Source organism: Archangium sp. Cb G35 (assembly GCF_001896145.1).
Taxonomy (GTDB): domain Bacteria; phylum Myxococcota; class Myxococcia; order Myxococcales; family Myxococcaceae; genus Archangium; species Archangium violaceum.
Window position 1 is genome coordinate 211,644 of record NZ_MPOI01000012.1, and the last position, 18,680, is coordinate 230,323.

The following is an 18,680-nucleotide window of genomic DNA, read 5'->3' on the forward strand; positions in this document are numbered from 1 at the left end:
AATTTGGACCAAATCCGGAGGCGTATAGGCGGGATGGGGCCGTGTTGAGGGAGAGGGCTGGAACCGAGGGGTCGAGGAGGGCTGCTGCCGGGTGCCACGTGAGCTGTGGGCTGGGCCGGAGGAGACGCGGTGCAGCCCCATTGGGTACACGCCGACTCAGGAGCCCCCCCAGCCGCAGGTGGCGTGTGCCCAGTCACCCGACGTGGATTATGGCGCTGGATTCGAGTACGTCACTCGGTGAAGGTTCACGCGCGATGTGGCGCTGGGGAGGCAGAATTGAAACCGCTAGGTCGATCATCTCGCAGCCCCTCGAAGCCCAGATCGTCACAGCGGGCCAAGCCGCATGCCCTGGTGGATGCGCGTCCATCCAACGCGGGTGATCGCTATCACCTCGCCTACGTGGCGCGTCGTTGCCTGGACATGCTGCACCCCCAGTCGGATCTCAAGCTCATCGTGCTAGAGAACGTCTCCCGTGCGGATGCTGTCCTCCGACGGGATGAGCGGACGTTCCTGGGGGTTGATGTCGCCGAGTATCTCGGTGGCACAGATGCCGGATCCGCAGAGACGATCTCGTTGGTGCAGGTGAAGTACAGCCCACTCCGGCCGACCGATCCATGGACCTTGAGCCGACTCATCTCGGAAAAGAATTCCAGTGGAGGACCGAAGGCACGTTCGGCGGTGTTCCGGAAGTTGGCAGAGATGTTCGACGCCATGGCCCCCACCGGTGCCAACCCGGCTGCGGCCAGGGCGCGCAGGGCGCGAGTCATCATCCGTCTACTCACTAACCAGCCGCTGGCTGCCCCCCTTGCTGAGCAGCTCACGGGACTCCAGACACGTGTCCGCGGCATGAGCTCGGACGACGCTGCTCGCGAGCTGGAGCGCGAGGCAAAGAAGGGGAGGGTCATTGTCAGGAAGCTGAAGAGCGCCAGTGGATTGGATTGGCGTCGCTTTGCTGAGCTTCTCGCTGCCTGGGACCTTTCCGCGTTTGCGCAACTCCCGCTTGTCCATAGCGAGGCGGAACTCTTCAAGCAGTTGGTAGGCCTTTCTTCTGAAATCTCGGAGAAATTGGATGCATTCCTGGGTGCGCTGCAGTCACTCGCCACGCCGGGCCGCAAGGAGGAACTGCAGCGCTCGACCGTGCTGGGATTGCTGAGATTGACCGAGAACCAGATCAACCCCGCGCCCTCGCTGCTCGCTGGTGGGGACAAGCTCTTCGAGACGCGAGCGAGTGCCGAGATACGCCAAGCCATCGACAATCACCAAGGGCTCATCCTCGTCCATGGGCGAAGCGGGGCAGGGAAGACAAGCGCACTGCGTGTTGCCCTTCGTGAGTATGCAGGGAAAAAAGCCGTCTTCTACGATTGCTTTGCGGATGGCCAGGGGCTTCGGCCCGGGCGCGAACGTTCTCCCTTCCACATCTGTTTTACGCAGGTCATCAACGATCTGGATGCCGCCTACAGGACAGGAGTACTTGCGACCACTACGCTCCAGCCTCGAGATCTGATGGACCAGCTGGATCATGCGCTCGCCGCAGCTGCGGCCGAGGCGCAGCGAGAAGGCCGTCGGCTCGTACTCTTCTTTGACGCGATTGATAATGCCGCAGAGCAGGCAAGGCGGGTGCTCTCGGAGATGGACAGATCTTTTGTTCCCATGCTCTGGGCGATCCAGTGGCCATCCAACTGTGTCGTTCTCGTCTCCCTTCGGACGGAGAACCGTGCGGCTGTCCTGGGGGATGCCTTGCGCCTGTTCCAGCAGATTGAGGTGCGAGGTTTCACCCAGGAGGAGACGCGGGTGCACGCAAAGCACTTGGCGCCCAAGCTCGGTCCAGCGGAGATCGATTTCCTGCACGAGCGTACGACTGGCAACCCGCGTGTTCAGGCGAAGGTCCTGGCAGACGTGGCGGTACATCCCATCGAGCAAGCCCGAGACATCATCCGCAGAACCGCCCGGAAGAACGCATACGAATATTATGATGAATACTATGAGTCTGGCCAGGGGATCCGGCGGCTTCCTCCGGATGTTTGGTTCGCGCTCGCTATCATCTACGAACTGCGTCATCCAGCACAGGTGGACACGGTCGCTGCTGTCCTGGGAAAGACCCGCGAAGAAGTGCTCGGCATCGTTGACAAGGTGAGCTTTGGGCTTCGAGCAGGACCGGACGGGGTGATTGGTTGGCAGGACCAGGACTTCCTGGACTGGGTGGGCGAGCGGTTGATCAAGGAGGGGCACAAGGCTCGTGAGCGGCTCGCCGACTTCTGCGAGCGGCAATTCGAGCATGACACCTATGCCCGCAGGTCATTTTCATATCACCTGTTGAGGGCGAAGCGGTACGAGAAGCTCTTGGGGTTCTGGAAGGAGCCTGGCCAACTTGAAGAGCAGGTCCGGCAGGCTGACTCCCACGGCGAGCGTGTACTCGAAGACGTACGAGCAGCGCTCATCGCTGCCAGAGCCTTGAGGCGGAACGGAGATGCGGTGGACATGCTCTTCCGGGCCGCCGATCTCGCACAGGGGCGCGACGCATTTGGCAGCGAGCTCGTCCACCGCCTCGACATCGCGGTGGCCGCAGACCTGATTCCGCTGGACTCTCTGAGCAAGGACCCCTCCAAGGACTGGTATCAGGTGAGGCCTCCACCCGGCGCGCGAGCGGGGCTCTTTCAGGTTCTTCCCATCCAGCCTGACAATTTCCGGAGCCTGTTCGAGCTGGCGGCGGCACTCGCAAGCCGCAAGGAGCGCCACGAGGCCGCAGTCGAGGTTTTCACCTGGGCTTCGGCGAGCCTCGAGGCCGAACGGGCTCGCTTCCCCCAGGGGTATCCCGTCGACATGGATGTCTGGGTGTCGGTGGCTCGGTATCGCGCGCGACTTGGAGGCTTGGTTGGGGCGTTCAAGTGGCTCGCCCGGCATCAGGAAAACGGTCTGGGCCTCTATCTTGCCGCAGCGGTAGCGGCTGAGTGGCCCACCCTCGAAGAGCAAGACCCGGTTCCCCTTGTGACGAACGCTCCCTTGGGAGCCGCCAGCCAAGTAGCGGCGTTGTTGGGGATACTTGCCGCGCGGGACTTGCATGGGGGCCGAGGAGCCACGCTCCGCAGTCTAGGGGAGCGGGCGGTGCGGAAGGCGGTGACCGCTATTTCCCAGGTGATGGTTTCTTCCGGCCGGGTGAAGAAGCAGGTGTTGGTCCAGTCGGTCCTTGAAGATGAGACTCAGACGAGCCTGGGCAAGAACATCGTAGCCAACGCGCTCGCTGACGCCATTGAACAGTTGCTTGTGGCAGGGTTCAAGGACTTAGCCTGCGAGTTGCTCCCGATCTGGGCTCCATTGCCGCCGCGCAATTGGTTCGTGCCCAGCATTGATGACTATCTGCGGTGGAAGGCGCTGCGGGAAGTGCTCTTGGGAGAGCACTTTGATCCCAAGACGTTCCGGCCTCTACCGTTGAGGGACACGCGTCAACCCAGCCTTGAGGCCGATGACCCTCGTTTGCGTGAGGTCCGTGAGGTCATGGCAGAGCGGTATCCTGCTTTTCGACTTCGGGTGCAGGCCTGGGCAGGTGCTTCCGTGGAGAAACTGGCAGGCGACGTTCGCGACCTCGCCGAAGCCTGGAAGCCTCGTCCGCTGGAAGAATGGCAGCGGGTTCGGAGCCGCTACGCCACGCTGACCGCCACTCTGCTGGAGGCTGTACTGGCTCTGCCTGGAAGGCGTGCGGACCTTCTCAAGGCGGTCCTTGAGGGGGGCACGCGACTGCTCGATGGAGTGCGAGAGGCGGAGCAGTTTCTCTGGGCCGACATCCTCTCGCGAGATGACCGCTATCTGGCCGAGGCAGATAGATGGATCCGGCAGGAACTGGGGGATTGTCGGACTTCAGTTGTGCCTGCCGAGGAGGGAGTGGGACGCCTACTGGACCTGTACAACGCCGCCAGACGGGTAGGCTTGTCCTTGGCGCGGACCCTCGTCGTCACGGCCCGAGAGGTAGCCAGCAAGCTCGATAGCCGAATTGAGTCTCGATCGGCCAGCCTCTTCCGACTTGCTCAGGCGGCAACGGATGCACGGGTCCCGGTCGCTCAGGAATTGGACAGGTTGTGCGCGCTCTTTGGCTATTGGCAGGGAATCAGCCCGAAGAAGGTAAGCTTTGGTCCCGATGACGTGCTCGGACTGCTGGCGCGATTGGATCCGAGGACAGCGCTCTCCCGCTCAAGAATGCTGGAGGAGGCGGGGGGGCTGGATCTGGAAACGGGGCTGGCAGCGGTGCTGACGGGAGGCCTTGCTGGTCGCTCACTACCGTCCACGCTCGTGTGGCCATTGCTGCCGCTTGTGGCGGGCACAGAGCAGTTGGACGAGGTTGCGAGGGCCGCCATCCAACGAGAGTCCGAACGCGGTGCTTCCGTGCACGCGGCTCTTTCGCTCTATATGCGACTGGCCCGCCGCCGTTTCTCCGAGAAGGGTCCTGTTGCTCCTGCCCGTGAGATTGTCGCCTGGGCTCGGCAGATCGGGCTCGGCGAAGAGCCGGAGATCCAGCGGATGGAGAGGTACGCGAATGCGATCGAGGCCGCGCTTGTGGACCCTGAGGAACGGGCAGGTGAGCAGGAACTCGTGGCTGGCAGAGCGTTCAGGGCGCAGAGGTCTACGCCAGAGTGGGTGACGACAGTGCTCGGATACATGGCGCGGGCTCCGCGCGCGGCGCTGGAAAAACTTGTCGGTGCGGATGGAGAAGCATTGCGCAGCGTATCCCCAGCGGAGTTCCGAAATTTGTTGGACTCGCTTTGCGGCATGCTGCCAGTTGCGGATCGGGTCAGGCTGATCGAGGTTGTTGAGCGGTGGGGTTCACTCGGCCATCGCCCCAATGCACTCGGGATGATGGCATCGCTCGCCGATGGGGCGGGCAGAAGTGAGCCGCAGGTCGAAGATGCGGTAGCCAGTGGCATGGAGCGGCTGCTCGACCCGGAGATGCTGCAACGGCTCGCGTATGGCTTCTTTGGGGAGCTCCAGCCTGTGTTCTTCGATGGGCAGTGGGCTGAGCCGGAGGGGCGGCTGTCGGTGCTTCTCAATGCAACTGGTGCACACCTGCGCGACCTGGACGCGGACACTTTGGCGCGGCTCGCGGGCCATGCGGCCAGGCTGCTGCCTTCAGGGGAACTTGCGCGCCTCACGCGGGAGATTGTTGTGCGCGTCGCGACGATGGTGCCGGGCGCGACTACGCCGGCCGAGCCAGCGCGCGAGCCCATCATTCTGTCCATGCTTGGGCTCGCGTTGGGTCACCCGCGACAGTCGCTACGGTGGCAGGCAACGTACTCGGTGGTTCACCTGCTGCTTGAGAGCCACCAGCAACCGGGAGCGATGGACTCTTCCAGCCTCTTGTCCGAACTGTTGGATGTGTTCGAGGACAAGACGCTCCCACGGTGGTTGTCTGTCCGGGAATGGCTCGCGTTCGCTTTCGAGCATGTGTCTCTGCGCGCGCCGGAGGTCCTCCGGGAGGCCGTGCCTCGCCTGTTGCCTCATGCTGTTTCACGCGAGCTGCCACACGCCAGGATCCGCCACCACCTGAAGCAGGCGCTGCTTGCTATCGAGCAAGCGTTTCCGGGGACGCTGCGGCCTGAGGACCGGGAGGGTGTCGAAGGCGTCAATCGGCCTATCTCTGTTGTGGCGCCGCGTGAGCGGGGCACGGCGGCTCCCCATATCGTGCCCAGGCCACTTTCCGACCAATCGATGGCCGAGACAGACTCGGCCACTCGCTGGGACTGGAAGACACGGGAAGACTGGCTCCGCCCCATGGTGAAGTGCTTCCTGGGAGACGTGTTCCAGTTGGAACAGCGGGCTGCGGAAAGAGCCGAATCGTGGATTGAGATATTGGGGATCACTCCAGCGGACATAAAGGCTGAGAAGAAGCGGCTTCGCGGGAAGGGCCTCTACAGCGCAACCAGCACTCACCACGGCCATGAACCGCAGCTCGAGTTGGTTCAGATCTATGGGGAGCGACACGGGCTGTTCCTGGTGGCCGGGCAGATGATCGACACGATGCCAGTAGTCGAGGCGAGCTACGGCAAGCTGGCAGGGGGCGAGTGGGAGGACTGGTCTCGCTACCGACTGAGGAGCGCCGACCCTGCCCTGCCCGCCATGGCTATCGACGCGCCACCGCCGCTCGCGGACAACTATGGCCGCCAGGGGCCTCCGCCCGGGGGAGAATCAGCGGATGATCGCTTCCTGAGGGAGCTGTGGGTCCCGGGCGAGCGTGAGTGGGTTGTGGTGGCGGGTGAGCGGACTGCCTATGCTCAAGGCCGTGGTTTTATGGCCCAGGTAGACTCGGCCGTCGTTAATCCCAAGACTGCGGCAGCGCTGGCTCGGGTCATGGGCGAACCAGGGCGGTCCCACTACCTTCCGTTCTTGCAGGTGAACCACGACTTCATCATTCCTGAGCTGGAGTTCGAGATGAAGCGAGCAGGAGAATCCGAAGGTGAACACGATCTCGCTGACGGGCTCTTTCGTCTTCGCAGTTGGACAGCCCATGTGACCCAGGAACTCCCGCTGCATGACGTCGAGCCCTCGATTCATCATCGCCGACTGAAGTATCACTTCCCCGCGCTCGACGTCGTGAAGAGGCTCGGTTGGACTCGCCGTCCGGCCGAGCTCGTTTGGCGAGACAAGGCGGGCACACCCATGGCGCGCTACGAGCTTTGGCATCGCGCTGATGAGCGAGGCCAGTCGTCAGCAGAGGGCAGTCGGCTCGTGGTTCACCGCGACGCGATCTCAGCCTATGCACGAGCTATAGGACTGGACGTCATCTTCAGTGTGAGTATTGGGCAGTACGGTCAGGCGAAGACGGGTGACGAAGAAGATGCCAGCGGCAGGGACAGGACGCGGGCTTATCTATGGAGCGGGCTGAGTGGGACTCAACCCGGTGGGACGAGGTGATGGTGCGAAAGATAAAGAAGGGTGGGGAAGCCCGGCATGGCAAGCCCCCTTCTCGAGGAGATGCCGTTAGCAAGGAGCGGGCGCACCTGCTGCTGCGCGATTTCGGAGAGGATCCAGGCTTCCTGGAGCAATGGATGGCGCACTACCTTGCCGAGCTCCTTGCGCGTGCGGACGAGCAGGGTGCTCCAGCAGCGGAACGGGCGGCAACCAGGTCAGAGATTGCGCGGCTGGTGCCTCAGCTCTGGGAGCTGCGGGAGAAGCACCAGGCTCGAGAGCTGCGTCAGCGCGTGAATGACAAGCGCACGCATGCTGGGTTATGGGATCGGAAGCTGATCCCAATCTTGCGCAGCATGCTCGCGCACCCGAGCATGCCCGTACCGGAGAAGTCATCAGCACTGCTGCTACTCGAGGCACTGAACGACGTTGAGCATCTTGTGCTTGAACTTCTATGGGTCGCGCAGCTCGCCAATGATGACTCAGGCCGCCGGGAAATCCAGCCAGATTCTATCCTGCGCTACGACGCGCAGGCTGCGTAAATGCTCGCCGAGCCCCGTGGTCGAGGAGCTTGACGACGAGCGCGGGGCATGAGGGAGCGCTCACCGCGGTGCGACAGCCAGCGCGGCGCCCGGTCAGCTCAAGACAGGTGGGAATGAGTGCCGTGGCGAGTCAGCCCGCAGCGGACTGCGCGAGCTGGTTGGGCAGGGGAATCGCTTCCCCGCGCAGGGCCGCCAGCGCGGCCTCTCGCAGGTAGCGCTTGGGGTCCACCCCGCCCAGCTTCGCCGTCTCCATCAGGCTGTAGTAGAGGGCCGCCACCTCGGTGCCACGCCGGCTCCGGCTGCCGTAGTGGTTCTTGCGCCCCAGCGCCAGCCCGCGCATGGCGCGCTCGGTGGCCCCATTGTCCAGCGGCACCCGCGGGTCCGTCAGAAACCGCGTCAGCCCCGTCCACCGGTTGCTCATGTATTTGATTGCCTGGCCCAGCGCCGACTGGGGCAATGCGCGCTGCTCGCACGCCCACTGGTGCAGCCGCTCGATGATGGTACGACTCTTGTGCTGTCGCAGCTCCAGCAGGCGCTCCAGGCTCTCGGGTCCCTCCTTGTACTCGCGCTCCACTGCGTACAGCCCGGCAATCATCTCCAGAGCCTCTTCGGCCTGGGGGAAGGCCTCCACGCACTCCACGTACTTGCGCCGCGCGTGCATCCAGCAGTTCACCAGGGTCAGCTTCCCCCCGGAGCCCGCGGCGGCGCTCTCGTAGGTGCTCAGCCCATCCACCATGAGGATTCCGCCATAATCCTGGAGCATGTTGCGCGCGGCCTCGGTGTCCCGGCCCTCCTGTATCCGGTACACCACTGCGTCGGGGGCGCACAGCGCCCAGGCGTGCCAGCGCGTCTGGCTCTTGCTGCCCAGCAGCGGCCAGCGCGTCTCGTCTCCCCCCAGAATCTCGCGCGTCAGCAGCGCCGCGTGCAGCGCCTCGTGCGCGGGCGACAGCAACCGCGCCAGCGCGTCAATCTGGTCCCAGAGTGTCTGGCTGTCCACCACCAGCCCCTCGCGCTCCATGCTTCCCACCTGCCGCTCCAGGGGCATGTGGTCGAGGTACTTGGCCACGGCCACCTCCACGGCGAAGTCCACGGAGTAGCGCCCACCGGCCTGGAGCTTGGGCGGGCCCAGGGCCGTCTCCACGCACCCGCCGCAGCCGCAGCGATACTTCTGGCGCTTGTGGCGGCGCACCACCACGTCCACCTCCTCGGCCTCCTCGTAGCAGCCCTTCATCTGCGCCAGCGCCCCGCCGCACTTGGGACACTGTCCTGTAGCAGCCGCCAGTAGGCCGCCCTCGGCTTCGAAGAGAATTGAGGGCCATCTCCTTCACTTCGGTATCCTGTTTCGCAGCTCTGATTTCATGTGCTCCAACGCCGCGTTGGGCTGTCCCATGAAGGCGTCCAGCAGGCGCTCCTCGACTCCCCGCGGATCCCAGACGGCCGAGGGCTCGAGTCCAAGACACTTTGTGAGGCTCCGCCTGTCGCAATGCGATCCGGTCCAGATCCGCGTCCGGCTCGGCGGTTCTGTACTCGTAGAAGGCATCAAACGGTGGTTCGAGTGTCCCTCGCATAGCCGACTACGGCACGCAGGATGTGCTCGGTCCGATAGGGTTTGCCTGTGTCGGACTGGGCGCCCCCGTGGGTCACTCGCGGCAGCGCACCATCCAATGTTGGGAACGCACCGGGAGGAGAGGCATCCGAGCAGGGGCGTCATCCGGTGGGCGCCCCCTCGCCCAATACGACGACACCCATCGCGGTCCCAGGAGTACTTCGGCAAGGGAGCGGGGCCTGAGTGGAGCATTCCCCGCACGTCCAAGTCGCTCAACGGACGGCACCGGCTGGCCAGCCGTGGTTGTTTCCACGGGCCGGAGTCTGTCTCCGGCCCCTCACCACCAGCATCCCAGTCAGGGGGCCTTGGGTGCGGCAGCGGGACGGTAGGTCTGGATGATCTCCAGGATCCGCTTCTTGGCCTCGGCCTTCCCCGCGGGATCCGCCAGGCGGGGCAGCACCTCGTCCTCCAGCTCCATGATCTTCATGAAACGCGGAGGGGCCTCGGGCGGGGTGACCTCGGTGAAGTCATCCACCTGCTCGAACAGCTCCGCCCACGTCTCCTGCAGCAGCCGCCAGTAGGCCCCCCTCGCCTTCGTGAAGTCCATCGCCTGCTGGCAATCCTTCTCCGGCATCCGCAGGTACCAGTTGCGGCCCACTTCCTCCGCCAGCGGCTTGCGCTCCTCGCCCGCCACCACCGTCTTCACGTTCTTCTGCCGCTCCACGAAGTGCGAGGGGAACGAGACCAGGCGGGTTGCGCGCACCAGCGCCTGGTAGTCCGAGCGCTTCATGTCCCGCGTCTCCCGTCCCGGGATGGGAGCGAAGTTGTCTCCGCACTCCCACTCCAGCCGCTGCCCATGCGCCACCCAGGCGCCCACGCACTGGTAGCGCAGCCCATCGTCCAGGTTGGTCACCCGCCGCGCCCATTGTCCCTGGGGCTTCTCGACCCGCACCTTCTTCCACCGGGACTGCCCCTGGTACTCGAAATAGTAGGCCGGCGCGTACTCCCAGTCCTCCGCCTGGTGGCGCAGCAGCGAGCCCTCCATGAACTGGCCCTGCTCATCCAGCGCGAAGAGCACGTGCTGCACGCGGATCTTCCTCCCCTCCTCCACCGGGTAGATCCACTCCAGAACCGTCTTCTTCTGGTTGACGTCGTAGACGCGCTCGTCGCGCGTGTACCCCTGAGCCAACGCCTTCGTCTCGCTGAAGTTGTAGTCCACCAGGAAGCAGCCCCCCATCCTCGACAGGGCCTCCCGTCCCCTCGCGAAGTCTGCGTCCCCCGCCAACTCCGGCGGAGGCGTTCCACTCGAGGACCCGGTGGACTGTGTCGTCGCACAACCCCAGCTCCCCAGGGTCAGCACACCCGCAAGACCATATGCTGTAATATTGAGAACGATTCGCATTCGCAGGTTCTTCACATGCCCGGGAACCCACCGTCAAGCCGAGGGCGCCGCGAGCCGCGGCACGCCCGGGTGGACTGCCGTCATCTGAACGTCCGGGGAGACTGGCCCGTCCAACGGCGGAAGGCATGGTGGAAGGCGCTCGGCGCCGAGTAGCCGAGCCGCCATGCCACCTCGGCGATGGGGGTTTCCGCCTCGAGGAGGACGTGAGCCTGTTGCCGGCGGAAGGCCTCGCGCTCGGCCTCCAGCGACGTGCCCTCGTCGCGCAGACGGCGCTGCAGCGTGCGGGGACTCATCCGGAGGCGGGCGGCCAGGTGCGCGAGGCTCGCGCCGGATTCGGGCAGCAACTCGGGCAGCAGGGCCCGGACCTGGTCCGCCACGCGGGACGAGGCGGGGAGCCCGGCCATCATCCGGTCCGTGGCACGCGCGAGCACTCCCGACAAGCCGGCGTCGGCTCCAGGCAGGGGACGCGCGAGAAGGGCCGCGGGCATCACCAGGACGTCCTGCGGCGCGCGGAAGGAGACTGGCACGCCGAGCACGCGCGAATACTCGGGCGCATCCACGGGGCGTGGCCCCCGCAGCCGCAGGCGGGCCCCGGGCAGTCCTCCCACCAGCCGCCCGCCATTCACGATGAGGTCCGCGAAGAGGAGCTGGGCCATCAGCCGGTGTGCGAGGCGTTCGGGCCCGTGGGGATGGTACGTCACCGTCACCCGCCCGGCGCCCCGCTCCAGCGAGAAGCGCTCTCCCTCGCTCCAGAGACGCTGGTAGCGCAGAACGTGCTCCAGTGCGTCACCGAGCGTGCGGCTGCTCACCATGAGGAAACCGAGCGCATCGAGGTCATCCACGCGCAGGGCCGCGCCCAGGTGCAGCCCGAGACATCCATCCCGCAGCCGGGCCGCCGCCTCCTCCAGGAGGGTGTAGACGGAGAGCAGGGAGACGCGCGCCTCGGGTGCGGAGAGCCGCGCGTGCTCGAGCCCGGCAGCCTCCATCAGGACGTGGCGGGGAAGCCCTCGGGCCTCGGCGGAATCGAGCACACGGAGCGCCAGCCCGGCCCAGACGGTGGGGCCCGCGGGTGCCGGGCGCGGTTGGCGCGTGGGAGCATTCCTTCTGGCGCGTGGCATCACTCACGTCCGGCGGGGCCTTTCTACATTGGAGACGAGGGAGGCCCCTGGCTGATGGGAACGGATGAGGATAGGCAGACACGGAGACCGGGAGCACGAGAGGACTTCGTGCGGGACACGTGGTACCCGGTGCTGGAATCGAAGAGGCTGGGCCGCCGGCCCGTGGGACTCACCCGGCTCGGCCGCCGGCTCGTGCTGTGGCGGGACGCCCAGGGCCGGCCCGTGGCCCAGGAGGCGGCCTGTCCCCACCGGGGCGCCGACCTCTCCAGGGGCCGGGTGGTGGACGGATGCCTGGAGTGCCCCTACCACGGCCTGCGCTTCGCGGTGGATGGAGCGTGCGTGCGCGTTCCCTGCGACGGTGACGCGCGCCCCATCCGGGCGGACCTGCGGGTGAAGGGGTACGTGGTCCGCGAGGGGCTCGGCCTGGTGTGGCTCTGGTGGGGAGAGGAGCGGGAGGAGCTCCCCCCGTTGCCCTGGAGCCAGGAGCTTCCGGAGGCGGGAGCGGGCGCGTGTACCGCCACGCTGACCTGGAACGTTCCCTTCGCCCGGGTGATGGAGGGGAACCTGGACCTCCACCACTTCCCCTTCGCTCACCGCCGATGGGCCCCTGGAATGGGGACCTTGTTGGATCCCTACACGGCGCGCCTCGAGGGCGACGTCATCCACACCCGCGGTGTCCTGCGTGAGGATGACGGCAAACCCTGGAACGGCCGAAGCGGATTCGTGGCGGAGATCCGGGTGCTGTTTCCCCACGTGGTGTTGCTCCACTTCGGAGAGCTCACCCGGGCCATGGCGGTGGCCACGCCCATCGACGCGGAGAACACCTGGGTGGTCTTCCGCTACCGCAGCGGCCTCCCGCTCCTGGGCGGGCTCGTGGCGTGGTTCCTCGTGCGGACGGAGGTGCGGCTCATCCAGCCGGAAGACTACGCCCTGCTGCGTGACAGTGAGCCCCGGCACCCCGCCCGCGAGGACTTCCATCTGGTGCGGGCCGATGCGGGGATCGCGCTCTGGTACCGCTTGTATGAGCGGCGGCTGGAAGCCCAGCGCCGGACGCTCCCGCTCGCCCCTGCCCCCACGGCCGCATCGGGGTGATACCTTCAGAGCTGCTCCAGGGTGAAGTCGTCCATGAAGGCGGACCCGATCCCACGCAACGCCAGCCCCACGCTCAGGTGCGTGGCGCCCGGGGGCAGAGGCGGCGTCACCCACTCACCCCGGAGATAGGTGGTGGGGCTCATGGGCAGGTCCGGCCCCGACGTCCAGGTGACCCAGGCGCCCGTGGCGGTGCGGTAGGAGGCGACAAAAGCGGCCCGCGAGTCTGTCCTGTACCAGGCGGACACCCGATAGGCGCGCCCGGACGCCGCGGCGGGCGCGCACGCACCGGTGTCCTGGGTCACCACCAGCCTCCGATCTCCGCTGGTGTAGCTGCTGATGCGCGGCCGTTGCGCCCAGCTCCCCGTGTGGGCCTCCGTCGTCCGCAGCCAGCCTCCCGAGGTGGTTCCGAGGTTCTGCCGCGTCCAGCAATCGGGCACGTTGTTCCCATCGCTGTCCGTCTCGAGCGAGGGGTTGCGCAGCGGGATGAGCACGACCGGGGTACCCGCGTCCGTCCCCGCATCCGTGCCCGCATCGGGGACACCAGCATCGGGGACACCAGCATCGGGGACACCGGCATCCGGAGTGCCCGAGTCCGGGACGCCCGCGTCGGAGACGCCCGCGTCGAACGGGAACGTTCCGCCGTCACTCCACACCGCGGGCTTCACCGGTCCGCCGATCACCTCGTGCGTGGTCATCACGAAGGTACCTCGGGAGGAGCGCGGCGCGAGCCAGGCGAGGAACGCGTCCAGCCGCGCCTCGGGGATGTCATAGGTATCGCCGCAGGCGTCCACGCCCGGGCAGATGCCGTGCATGGAGATCAGCATCCAACCTCCGCCCGCGGCTTCGACCTGGAGCACCAGGCCCTGCAGTTCCGCGAGCGTCCAGTCGCCCTTCACCGAGGCGGGGGTGCGGATGAGAAACGGGTCCACGGGAGGAATCGTCTCCGCCACCGGACAGCTCGAGCAACCGTCCGGGTTGCGGATGCCTCCCACGGCACGTGCGTTGTTGTAGTTGCAGTCGATGACGAGCTGCCGGGACGTGGGCGAATCCGAGCTGAACGGATAGGCGAATGACGTCACGGGAAAGCCCAGGCTCATCAGGATGGCCCGGTCATCGCAGATCTCCCTTCGCGCCACCTCGGGGGACACGGTGTCCAGGTCCACGTGGTTGGCGGTGTGGCTGCCAATCTCGTGGCCCGAGGCCGAGAGCGCACGTGTCTGGTCCAACGAGAGATAGCCACTGCGGCCAATGCGGCCACTGCTCATGTAGAAGGTGGCTCGCAGCCCGTACTTGTTGAAGACCTCCCCGGCGCGAGCCTGGTTGCTGACCGAATCCGCGAAGGAGAAGGTGACGATGGTGGAGCCAGGAGGAACGACGGAGGAACCTGGCTCGAGGTCTTCCTGGCCCGCCGGGTGAGGCTCATCTCCGGGCGGTGCGGAGTTCCAGACGCAGGCTCCGAGGAGCACGCCCGCGCTCACGACCACGGACAGGACACCGCCACAGCGCCACGAGGCAAGACGTGAGAAGGGGAACATGGGGTGCCCAATCTCTGGCATCCGCCCCATTCCAGACCATGACCCGGCGGTCTGAAGCCAATGCATTGCACCCACCACATTTCCCACCCTGGGGGCCGGAGGCGGGGGGCCCCTGATCGGGCCGCCGGGCAGGAGGCAGAGGAGGGCTCATCGGCACGCAAGCTGGGGCATCACCCCTCCGGTCCCATACCAACGACTGGCGGACACCCGGTTCCCTCCCCAGCTTGTAGATCAGACATCCGTCCCGTCCCTCCGAGCCACCATTGGAGGCGAACATGCCCGTCCTGTTTGCGCTCTTCGCCCTCGCCATCCCCCGGCTGTTGATGATCATCCTGTGGTTCTTCACCGGCTGGTTCCGGGGCATGTTCGACACGTTGCTCTGGCCGATCCTCGGCTTCATCTTCCTGCCCACCACGCTGCTCTGGTACTCGGCCGTGCAGCACTGGTTCGGCGGGCAGTGGACCTTCTGGCCCATCGTGGGGCTGGTGCTCTCCTTGATGACCGACGTGTGGAGCAAGCACGGACGCGGCGGCCAACCCGAGCACCAGCCGCCCCGTCGCACGCGGGCTTCGCGCCGCACCGTCCCGGCGTAGCCAGAGGAAGACCCCAGGTGGATTGCCCCGCGAGCCCGGCACCCTGAACTTCGAAAGAGGTCAGCGGCATGCCGAAGGAGGGGCACCATGGCAGACCACACACAGGAGCCGCCCGCATCTGGCACGGACCTGACGGAGAGCTCCCGCGAACGCGCCGGCGATCTCCCTGAGACGGGAGAGCCTGGCAGCACCCCCGGGGTGGCCTGGCTGCGTGTGCGCGACGTGATGAGCCGGAAGGTGTCCACCCTCCGGGCGAGCGAGGAGTTGTCCGTGGAGGAGCTGCTCAAGAAGTTCCGCCATGTCCAGCACCTTCCCGTCGTGGGTGCGAACAACCGGCTCCTCGGCATGCTGACGCGAATGGATGTGCTCGAGGAGGCGATCCATTCCGGGAAGGCTCGCTGGGTCCGGGTCAGGAACCTGATGTCCTGCCCGGTGCAATGCATCTCCGAGGACGAGGATCTCCCCGCGGCCGCGCGGGCGATGCGTGGGGCCCACCTCCACTCGCTCGTGGTGGTCGATGCGAGCAGGCGCATGGTGGGCATCCTGACCGATGGAGATCTGCTCTCCGCCATGGCGGGCGAGCATGTGTCCGTCCCCGGCGGCCCGTGGGAGCTGCCCGTCGATGCGCTGATGACCCCCGATCCGCTCGCACTCGGACCGGATGCGAGACTGGACGAAGCGGCCTGGACGCTCATCTATGCGGGCGTGCGGCACCTGCCCGTGGTGGATGAGGAAGATCGGCTGGTGGGCCTCCTCTCCGAGCGCGACCTGCGCCAGAGGCTGGGTGGGACGCCCCGGCAGTGGCCCCGTGCCGCTCGCGAGGTATTGGAGGAGCGGCTGGACGAGGTGATGACACCGGATCCGCTCGCCCTGCGCTCCGGCACCCCCGTTGCCCGGGCCCTGGAACTCTTCACCGACGATCGGGTGGACGCGATTCCAGTGGTGGACGAGGACCGGCGATTGTTGGGGATTCTCTCGTACATCGATCTGCTGCGCTGGCTGCGCGAGCGGATGGGCGGCGTGCGGGCACAGGAGCAGGAGGGCGGCGAACCGCTGCCTCATTAGGAACGCGAGCTCATGCGGAGGACGTCCGGTGGTTTCCATGGGTGGGGAGGTCCTTACGATGTCCGAGCCTGGCGACCGTGCCCTTGATTTCCGGGCCGTGTTCGAATCGGTCCCAGAGCCCCTCCTCGTCCTCGCGCCGGATCCACCGCGCTTCACGATCATCGCGGTGAGCGAGGCCTACCTCCGCGCGACCCTGACACGCCGCCAGGACATCCTCGGCCGCGCCCTGTTCGAGGTCTTTCCCGACAACCCCGCCGATCCCACGGCCACCGGTGTGAGCAACCTCCGGAGCTCGCTCGAGCGCGTGCTCCACGGCCGTGCACCGGAGGCCATGGCGGTGCAGAAGTACGACATCCCCCTGCGGGAAGGCGGTTTCGAGGAGAGGTTCTGGAGTCCGCTGAACACACCGGTGCTGGACGCGCACGGCGAGGTCACCTGCATCATCCATCGGGTGGAGGACGTGACGGAGCTCGTCTACATCCAGCGGAAGGGGCTCGAGCAGACCGCGGTGATGAATGCCCTGCGTACGCGCTCGGGGGAAATGGAGGTGGAGATCTACCGGCGCGCGCAGCAACTGCAGGAGGCCAATCGCCAGCTCCGCGAGGCGAATGAGGAGCTCGCGCGGCAGCGGACCCGCGCCAAGGATTCCGAGGACCGCATGACCGGTGTCCTCGAGAGCATCACCGATGCGTTCTTCGCCCTGGATGGCCAGTGGCGCTTCACCTACATCAACCGGCGGGCGGAGGAGCTCCTCGGGCATCGCCGCGAGCAACTGCTCGGCAAGGTGCTCTGGGAAGAGTTCCCCGAGACGTGGGACTCGCCCTTCAGCCGGGGGTACCGCCAGGCCATGCAGGAGCAGAAGCCGCTCGAGTTCGAAGCCTTCTCCGCGATTCTCGACAGGTGGTTCCAGGCCCACCTGTACCCCACGCCGCAAGCGCTCTCGGTGTACTTCCATGACGTGACCGAGCACAGACGGATGCGCGAAGCACTGCGCGAGAGCGAGCTCCGTTACAGGGCCATCTTCGATCACAGCATGGATGGAGTGCTCCTGACGGCGCCGGATGGGCGCGTCCTCATGGCGAACCAGGCCTCCACGGGGATGTTCGGCTACACCGAGGAGGAGCTGAGGAGGCTGGGCCGGCAGGCCGTGGTCGATCCCTCCGACCCACGGCTCCAGGCCGCGCTCGACGAGCGGCGCCGCAGCGGACGGTTCCGCGGAGAGCTCACGATGAAGCGCAAGGATGGCTCGCGCTTTCCGGTGGAGCTCTCCTCCTCCATCTTCCGCGAAGACCACGGCGCGGAGTGGACGAGCATGTTCATTCGCGACATCTCCGAGCGCAAGGCGCGGGAAGAGGAGCGGGAGCGGCTCCTTTCACAGCTCGACGAGGAGCGGCGCTGGCTTCGCGCGGTGCTCGAAACCGTGCCGCTCGGCATCATCCTGATCGAGCCGGAGGGGAACGTCTTCTCCAATCCGCGGACGGAGGAGCTCTTCGGCATCAAGCTCTCGCCCGAGCGGGGCAGCGCCCAATACGCGAACCTCATCCTCCATCCCGACGGGACCCCCGTGCCGCGCGAGCAGCTCGTCTCTTCCCGTGTGCTTCGAACCGGTGAAACCATCATTGGCGCGGAATTCATCGTCGAGCGGCCCGACGGCACACGATTCCCCATCCTCGGGAGCGCGGCCCCCATCCGCAACTCCGAGGGACGAATCATCGGCGCGATTGGCGTGCTCCAGGACGTGAGCGAGCGGATGAAGGCGCAGGAGGCCCTCCGGACGCGCGAACAGCTCTTGAGCGGCATCTTCGAGATCATCCCGGTCGGGCTCCGGGTCGCGGACACCACCGGACACATCATCCGCGCCAATCCCGCCGCCTCGCGGCTCTGGGGTGCGGCCGGCGCGCTCACACCCGGCCTGGGCGACTGCAAGGGCTGGCACGCCGATACCGGCGAGCCTCTCTGCAAGAACGATTGGCCCCTCACCCGCGCACTGACGAAGGGGGAAACCTGCATCGGAGAGTTGATCCGGATCGAGTGTCCCGATGGCAGCCGGAAGGTCCTCATGAAGTCCGCGCTGCCGCTCCATGACGCGCAGGGCAGGTCCTCGGGAGCCATCGCGGTGGATGCGGACGTGACGGACTTGAAGGAAACGGAAGAGGCACTTCGCCGCGCGGTACGGTCACGCGACGATCTCCTGGGCATCGTGGCTCACGATCTCAGGAGCCCACTGAATGGAATCCTCCTGCAACTTCAACTCCTGCGCCGCCGGGGCCAGCCACTCGAGCACCGGGAGCAACCCGCGCTCGATGCGATCCAGCGCAACGCGAGCCGGATGAACCGGCTCATCCAGGATCTGCTCGATGCCGGGCGGATGGAGGCCGGGACGCTCTCCATTCAACGTGCTCGTGTCTCCACGGCGAAGCTCCTGGCCGAGGTGCTCGAAACCCAGGTGGCCATCGCCTCGGAGCAGACCCTGGACCTTCGGCTCGATGAGCGGGGCGCTCCGCCGGAGCTGTGGGGCGATCGGGATCGGCTCGCCCAGGTGCTGGAGAACCTCATTGGCAATGCCATCAAGTTCACGCCACGGGGAGGACACATCCGGGTCGGCGCCGGAGCCCGGGAAGAGGAGGTCCTGTTCTGGGTCGCCGACACCGGTCCCGGCATTCCAGCGGAGCACCTGCCCCACCTCTTCGACCGGTTCTGGCAGGCCAGCCGGACGGACAAGCGTGGAGCGGGGCTCGGGCTGGCCATCGCCAAGGGCATCGTCGAGTCCCATGGGGGACACATCTGGGCCGAGAGCCAGGTGGGCGCCGGAACGACGTTCTTCTTCACGGTACCGGCGGCCCACCCCTCAGGCCCCTCGCGCGTCTAGAAGCGCGTGCCGGAGCGGGGGGCGAGG

The 18,680-nt window shown here is 66.3% G+C and carries 10 protein-coding genes; 6 read left to right on the plus strand and 4 right to left on the minus strand.

Annotated elements, in window-relative coordinates; genetic code table 11:
• Nucleotides 1-351 precede the first annotated feature (351 nt).
• Both BO221_RS33570 and BO221_RS33575 read left to right on the plus strand, forming a co-directional pair.
• The gene (locus BO221_RS33570) at nucleotides 352-6,897 is read left to right on the plus strand and encodes an AAA family ATPase (RefSeq protein WP_143195829.1); all 6,546 of its coding nucleotides are present in this window, start codon (nucleotides 352-354) and stop codon (nucleotides 6,895-6,897) included.
• A complete protein-coding gene (locus tag BO221_RS33575; RefSeq protein WP_143195830.1) occupies nucleotides 6,897-7,433 on the plus strand; it encodes a hypothetical protein in 537 nt (178 codons plus the stop codon). The genes BO221_RS33570 and BO221_RS33575 overlap by 1 nt, the downstream gene beginning before the upstream one ends.
• Before the next feature lie 130 nt (nucleotides 7,434-7,563).
• Here BO221_RS33575 and BO221_RS33580 read toward each other — a convergent pair whose 3' ends face one another.
• The 3 genes from BO221_RS33580 to BO221_RS33595 all read right to left on the minus strand — a co-directional run bounded on the left by BO221_RS33580 (nucleotide 7,564) and on the right by BO221_RS33595 (nucleotide 11,499).
• The gene (locus BO221_RS33580) at nucleotides 7,564-8,742 is read right to left on the minus strand and encodes an IS66 family transposase (protein WP_369865924.1); all 1,179 of its coding nucleotides are present in this window, start codon (nucleotides 8,740-8,742) and stop codon (nucleotides 7,564-7,566) included.
• A 592-nt stretch (nucleotides 8,743-9,334) separates the two neighbouring features.
• Nucleotides 9,335-10,381, minus strand: coding sequence for a DUF6607 family protein (locus BO221_RS33590; RefSeq protein WP_369865922.1), 1,047 nt, complete (start codon nucleotides 10,379-10,381; stop codon nucleotides 9,335-9,337).
• Between the two features lie 80 nt (nucleotides 10,382-10,461).
• Nucleotides 10,462-11,499, minus strand: coding sequence for an AraC family transcriptional regulator (locus tag BO221_RS33595; RefSeq protein ID WP_073564948.1), 1,038 nt, complete (start codon nucleotides 11,497-11,499; stop codon nucleotides 10,462-10,464).
• A 108-nt stretch (nucleotides 11,500-11,607) separates the two neighbouring features.
• Between BO221_RS33595 and BO221_RS33600 the strand changes: the two genes are divergently transcribed.
• Entirely contained in the window at nucleotides 11,608-12,591 is a 984-nt protein-coding gene (locus tag BO221_RS33600) for a Rieske 2Fe-2S domain-containing protein (RefSeq protein WP_233166367.1), read from the plus strand.
• Between the two features lie 5 nt (nucleotides 12,592-12,596).
• Here the strand turns inward: BO221_RS33600 and BO221_RS57440 are convergent, their stop codons facing one another.
• Complete coding sequence (locus BO221_RS57440) at nucleotides 12,597-14,126, minus strand: polysaccharide deacetylase family protein (RefSeq protein ID WP_073564950.1); 1,530 nt, start codon at nucleotides 14,124-14,126, stop codon at nucleotides 12,597-12,599.
• 275 nt (nucleotides 14,127-14,401) lie between these two features.
• On the opposite strand from BO221_RS57440, the gene BO221_RS33610 reads away from it, so the two are divergent.
• The 3 genes from BO221_RS33610 (at nucleotide 14,402) to BO221_RS33620 (ending at nucleotide 18,653) form a co-directional block, all read left to right on the plus strand.
• Nucleotides 14,402-14,719, plus strand: a complete 318-nt coding sequence (locus BO221_RS33610) for a hypothetical protein (protein WP_073564951.1) — start codon at nucleotides 14,402-14,404, stop codon at nucleotides 14,717-14,719.
• Between the two features lie 87 nt (nucleotides 14,720-14,806).
• Nucleotides 14,807-15,784, plus strand: a complete 978-nt coding sequence (locus BO221_RS33615) for an HPP family protein (protein WP_073564952.1) — start codon at nucleotides 14,807-14,809, stop codon at nucleotides 15,782-15,784.
• 58 nt (nucleotides 15,785-15,842) lie between these two features.
• Entirely contained in the window at nucleotides 15,843-18,653 is a 2,811-nt protein-coding gene (locus BO221_RS33620) for a PAS domain S-box protein (RefSeq protein ID WP_073564953.1), read from the plus strand.
• Nucleotides 18,654-18,680: the final 27 nt, after the last annotated feature.

Coding starts and splice junctions, on each gene's coding strand:
- BO221_RS33575 (WP_143195830.1), top strand. CDS start 6,897: ATGGTGCGAAAGATAAAGAAGGGTGGGGAAGCCCGGCATGGCAAGCCC.
- BO221_RS33590 (WP_369865922.1), bottom strand. CDS start 10,381: ATGCGAATCGTTCTCAATATTACAGCATATGGTCTTGCGGGTGTGCTG.
- BO221_RS33595 (WP_073564948.1), bottom strand. CDS start 11,499: ATGCCACGCGCCAGAAGGAATGCTCCCACGCGCCAACCGCGCCCGGCA.
- BO221_RS57440 (WP_073564950.1), bottom strand. CDS start 14,126: ATGTTCCCCTTCTCACGTCTTGCCTCGTGGCGCTGTGGCGGTGTCCTG.
- BO221_RS33610 (WP_073564951.1), top strand. CDS start 14,402: ATGCCCGTCCTGTTTGCGCTCTTCGCCCTCGCCATCCCCCGGCTGTTG.
- BO221_RS33615 (WP_073564952.1), top strand. CDS start 14,807: ATGGCAGACCACACACAGGAGCCGCCCGCATCTGGCACGGACCTGACG.
- BO221_RS33620 (WP_073564953.1), top strand. CDS start 15,843: ATGTCCGAGCCTGGCGACCGTGCCCTTGATTTCCGGGCCGTGTTCGAA.